Here is a 3,703-nt window from a genome sequence, read left to right as displayed (position 1 = left end):
TCAAGGGCGAGGTCATCAAGACCGTGCCCGAGTCCAAGATCGTGGAGACCCTGATCGACGAGGCCATGAAGATCGCCGAGCAGATGGAGAAGGACGGCGTCGCCTCCGGCGAACCGCAGGTCTCCGTCGCCGGCTGACCGAGCCGCGCACCGCACCGCACTCTCCGAAGGCCCCGCAGCGCCGCCCGCCGGCCGCCGCGGGGCCTTCGCCGTGCCGTGCCCCGCGCCGGAATGCGGGCGGGGTCCGGGGGCCCGGCTGCCGGTGCACGGCCCGGGGTACGGGTCCGGCCATCGGATCGGCACGGCACGGGGGTGGCAGGTACAGTGCCAGAACCAGCAAACCGTATGGTGAGGCCCCTTGTGTTGACGCAGACCACCACGCGGGTCCTCGACCCCGGCGAACTCGGCGCCGCGCTCGCCCTCCTGGAGAGCGACCCCGTGGCGAATGCTTTCGTCACCGCGCGCGTGCAGGTCGCCGGCCTGGACCCCTGGCGGCTCGGCGGCGAACTCTGGGGCTGGTACGAGCACGGCCGGCTCCGCTCCCTGTGCTACTCCGGCGCCAACCTCGTCCCCGTCTGCGCCACCCCCGACGCCATCCGCGCCTTCGCCGACCGGGCCCGCAGGACCGGCCGCCGCTGCTCCTCCATCGTCGGCCCCGCCGAGCCCACCGCCGCGCTGTGGCGGCTCCTCGAACCGAGCTGGGGCCCTGCCCGCGACGTCCGCGCCAACCAGCCGCTGATGGTCACCGAGAAGGTCCCGGACGACATCGAGCCCGACCCCTACGTCCGCCGCATCCGCAAAGACGAGATGGACCTGATCATGCCGGCGTGCGTGGCCATGTTCACCGAGGAGGTCGGCGTCTCCCCGCTGGCCGGCGACGGCGGCCTCCTGTACCAGGCCCGGGTCGCCGAACTCGTCGGCACCGGGCGGTCGTTCGCCCGCATCGAGGAGGGCAAGGTCGTCTTCAAGGCCGAGGTCGGGGCCGCGACCGCCCAGGCGTGCCAGATCCAGGGCGTCTGGGTGGCGCCCGAGTACCGCGGCCGGGGCCTCTCCGAGACCGGCATGGCCGCCGTCCTGCGCTACGCCCTCGCCGATGTCTCCCCGGTCGTCAGCCTCTATGTGAACGACTACAACACCCCCGCCCGGGCTGCCTACCGCCGCGTCGGCTTCCGCGAGGTCGGCGCGTTCATGAGCGTCCTGTTCTGAGGGCCGCGCGCCCCCGTCCGGGCGGCCAGTAGGGTGCGGCCATGGCACCAGACCCCGACGTCGCGACCGGCCCGCTCGACCTCGCGGCCCGGGTCGACGAGGCCCTCGCCGTCCAGGCGCTCGCCTTCGGGCTGAGCGAGGAGGAGATCGACATCCGCCGCTGGATCGTCCTGCGGCACCTCACCAACCCCGGCGCCCGGGCACTGGGCGCGACCACCCCCGACGGCCGCCTCGTCGGCTTCGTCTACGGGATGCCCAACGACCGCTCCCACTGGTGGTCCACCGTCGTCGAACCCCATCTGCGGGCGGACGGCGCGGACGGCTGGCTCGACGACTCCTTCGTCATCACCGAACTGCACGTCCACCCCGCCCACCAGGCCCGGGGCATCGGCCGGGAACTCATCACCGCCCTCACCGACGGCGCCGACGAACCGCGGTCCATCCTCTCCGCCGTCGACACCGAGAGCCCCGCCCGCCGCCTCTACCGCAGCCTCGGCTACCGGGACCTGGCCCGCCGGGTCGTCTTCCCCAGCGCCCCCAGCCCCTACGCCGTCATGGGCGCGCCCCTGCCGCTGCTGCGGGGCGGCCCGGGGCAGGCGCGGGGCGGGGCCGAGGTGAACTGATTTCCGCCAGCGCGCGCCGCCCGGCTAACCTCCTGGACATCACACGTTCCGAGCAGGAGTTCACCATGGCCCAGGTCCAGCGCATGTCCCGTCTGATGGTCAAGACACTGCGTGACGACCCGGCGGACGCCGAGACGCTCAGCCACAAGCTCCTCGTCCGCGCCGGTTACGTCCGCCGCAACGCCGCGGGCATCTGGACCTGGCTGCCGCTGGGCAAGCGCGTCCTGGAGAACGTCACCCGGGTCGTGCGCGAGGAGATGGACGCCATCGGCGCCCAGGAGGTGCTGCTGCCCGCCCTGCTGCCCAGGGAGCCCTACGAGGCGTCCGGCCGCTGGGACGAGTACGGCGACCTGCTCTTCCGCCTCAAGGACCGCAAGGGCGGCGACTACCTCCTCGGCCCGACCCACGAGGAGATCTTCACCCAGACCGTCAAGGACCAGTGCACGTCCTACAAGGACCTGCCGGTGATGCTCTACCAGATCCAGACGAAGTACCGCGACGAGGCCCGCCCCCGCTCGGGCATCCTGCGCGGCCGAGAGTTCCAGATGAAGGACTCGTACTCCTTCGACACCACCGACGAGGGTCTCGCCGAGTCCTACGCCCTGCACCGTGCGGCGTACGTGAAGATCTTCGAGCGCCTCGGCCTGGACCACCGCATCGTCTCCGCCGTCTCCGGCGCGATGGGCGGCTCCGCCTCCGAGGAGTTCCTCGCCCCCGCCGCCGCCGGCGAGGACACCTTCGCGGACTGCCCGAACTGCGACTACGCCGCCAACACCGAGGCGGTCACCCTCGCCCTCACCCCGGTCGACGGCTCGGCGCACGGCCCCGTCGAGGAGCTGGACACCCCCGACACCCCCACCATCGAGACCCTCGCCGAGCACCTGGGCGTCCCCGCCTCGGCCACCCTGAAGAACCTGCTGGTCAAGGTGGACGGCGAGATCGTGGCGGTCGGCGTGCCCGGCCACCGGGAGGTCGACCTCGGCAAGCTCGGCGAGCACCTGGCGCCCGCCACCGTGGAGCTGGTCACCGCCGAGGACTTCATCGGCCGCCCGGACCTGGTACGCGGCTACGTCGGCCCCCAGGGCCTGGAGAAGGTCCGCTACCTCGCCGACCCGCGCGTCGCCCCCGGCACCGCCTGGATCACCGGCGCCAACAAGGAGGGCAAGCACGCGCGGAACGTCGTCGCGGGCCGTGACTTCGAGGTGGACGAGTACCTGGACGTCGTGGTGGTCGAGGACGGCGACCCCTGCCCCAAGTGCGGCACCGGCCTGAAGCTGGACCGCGCCATCGAGATCGGCCACATCTTCCAGCTGGGCCGCAAGTACGCCGACGCCTTCCAGCTCGACGTCCTCGGCCAGAACGGCAAGCCCGTCCGCGTCACCATGGGCTCCTACGGCATCGGCGTCTCCCGCGCGGTCGCCGCCCTCGCCGAGCAGCACGCCGACGAGCAGGGCCTGTGCTGGCCCGCCGAGGTCGCCCCCGCCGATGTGCACGTGGTCGCCGCGGGCAAGGCGGCGCAGACCGAACTGGCCCTCGACGTGGCCGAGCAGCTCGGCGCGGCCGGGCTGCGGGTCCTCGTCGACGACCGGGCCGGTGTCTCGCCGGGCGTGAAGTTCACCGACGCGGAGCTGATCGGCGTCCCCAAGATCCTCGTCGCGGGCCGCCGCACCGCCGAGGGCGTCGTCGAACTCAAGGACCGCCGCACGGGCGAGCGCGAGGAACTCCCGGTCGCGGAGGCGGTCGCACGCCTTTCGCGCTGACGCGCGGGTTTCCGGCCCCTGGGGCCGTTCCCCACCACGGGCACCGTACCGAGGCCCGCGACGGTGCCGCCCCCCACCGGACCGGGCCCCCTGGTCCGGAACACGCCCCCGCCGG

The 3,703-nt window shown here is 73.1% G+C and carries 3 protein-coding genes and 1 pseudogene; all 4 read left to right on the top strand.

Features of this window, described 5'->3' with window-relative positions:
- A pseudogene (locus ABZ457_RS30520) lies at positions 1–137 on the top strand (4-hydroxy-3-methylbut-2-en-1-yl diphosphate synthase); the annotation flags it as partial.
- A gap of 207 nt (positions 138–344) precedes the next feature.
- Positions 345–1,205: a GNAT family N-acetyltransferase gene (locus ABZ457_RS30515; protein WP_359164299.1), complete on the top strand. Its 861-nt coding sequence runs from the start codon at positions 345–347 to the stop codon at positions 1,203–1,205.
- A 41-nt stretch (positions 1,206–1,246) separates the two neighbouring features.
- A complete protein-coding gene (locus ABZ457_RS30510; RefSeq protein WP_359164296.1) occupies positions 1,247–1,828 on the top strand; it encodes a GNAT family N-acetyltransferase in 582 nt (193 codons plus the stop codon).
- 65 nt (positions 1,829–1,893) lie between these two features.
- The gene (locus tag ABZ457_RS30505; RefSeq protein ID WP_359164293.1) at positions 1,894–3,588 is read left to right on the top strand and encodes a proline--tRNA ligase; all 1,695 of its coding nucleotides are present in this window, start codon (positions 1,894–1,896) and stop codon (positions 3,586–3,588) included.
- Positions 3,589–3,703: the final 115 nt, after the last annotated feature.

It is taken from the genome of Streptomyces sp. NPDC005805 (assembly GCF_040630445.1).
GTDB lineage: Bacteria > Actinomycetota > Actinomycetes > Streptomycetales > Streptomycetaceae > Streptomyces.
Note: the sequence above shows the minus strand (reverse complement) of the source record. Positions and strands in the feature narration are given on the sequence as shown.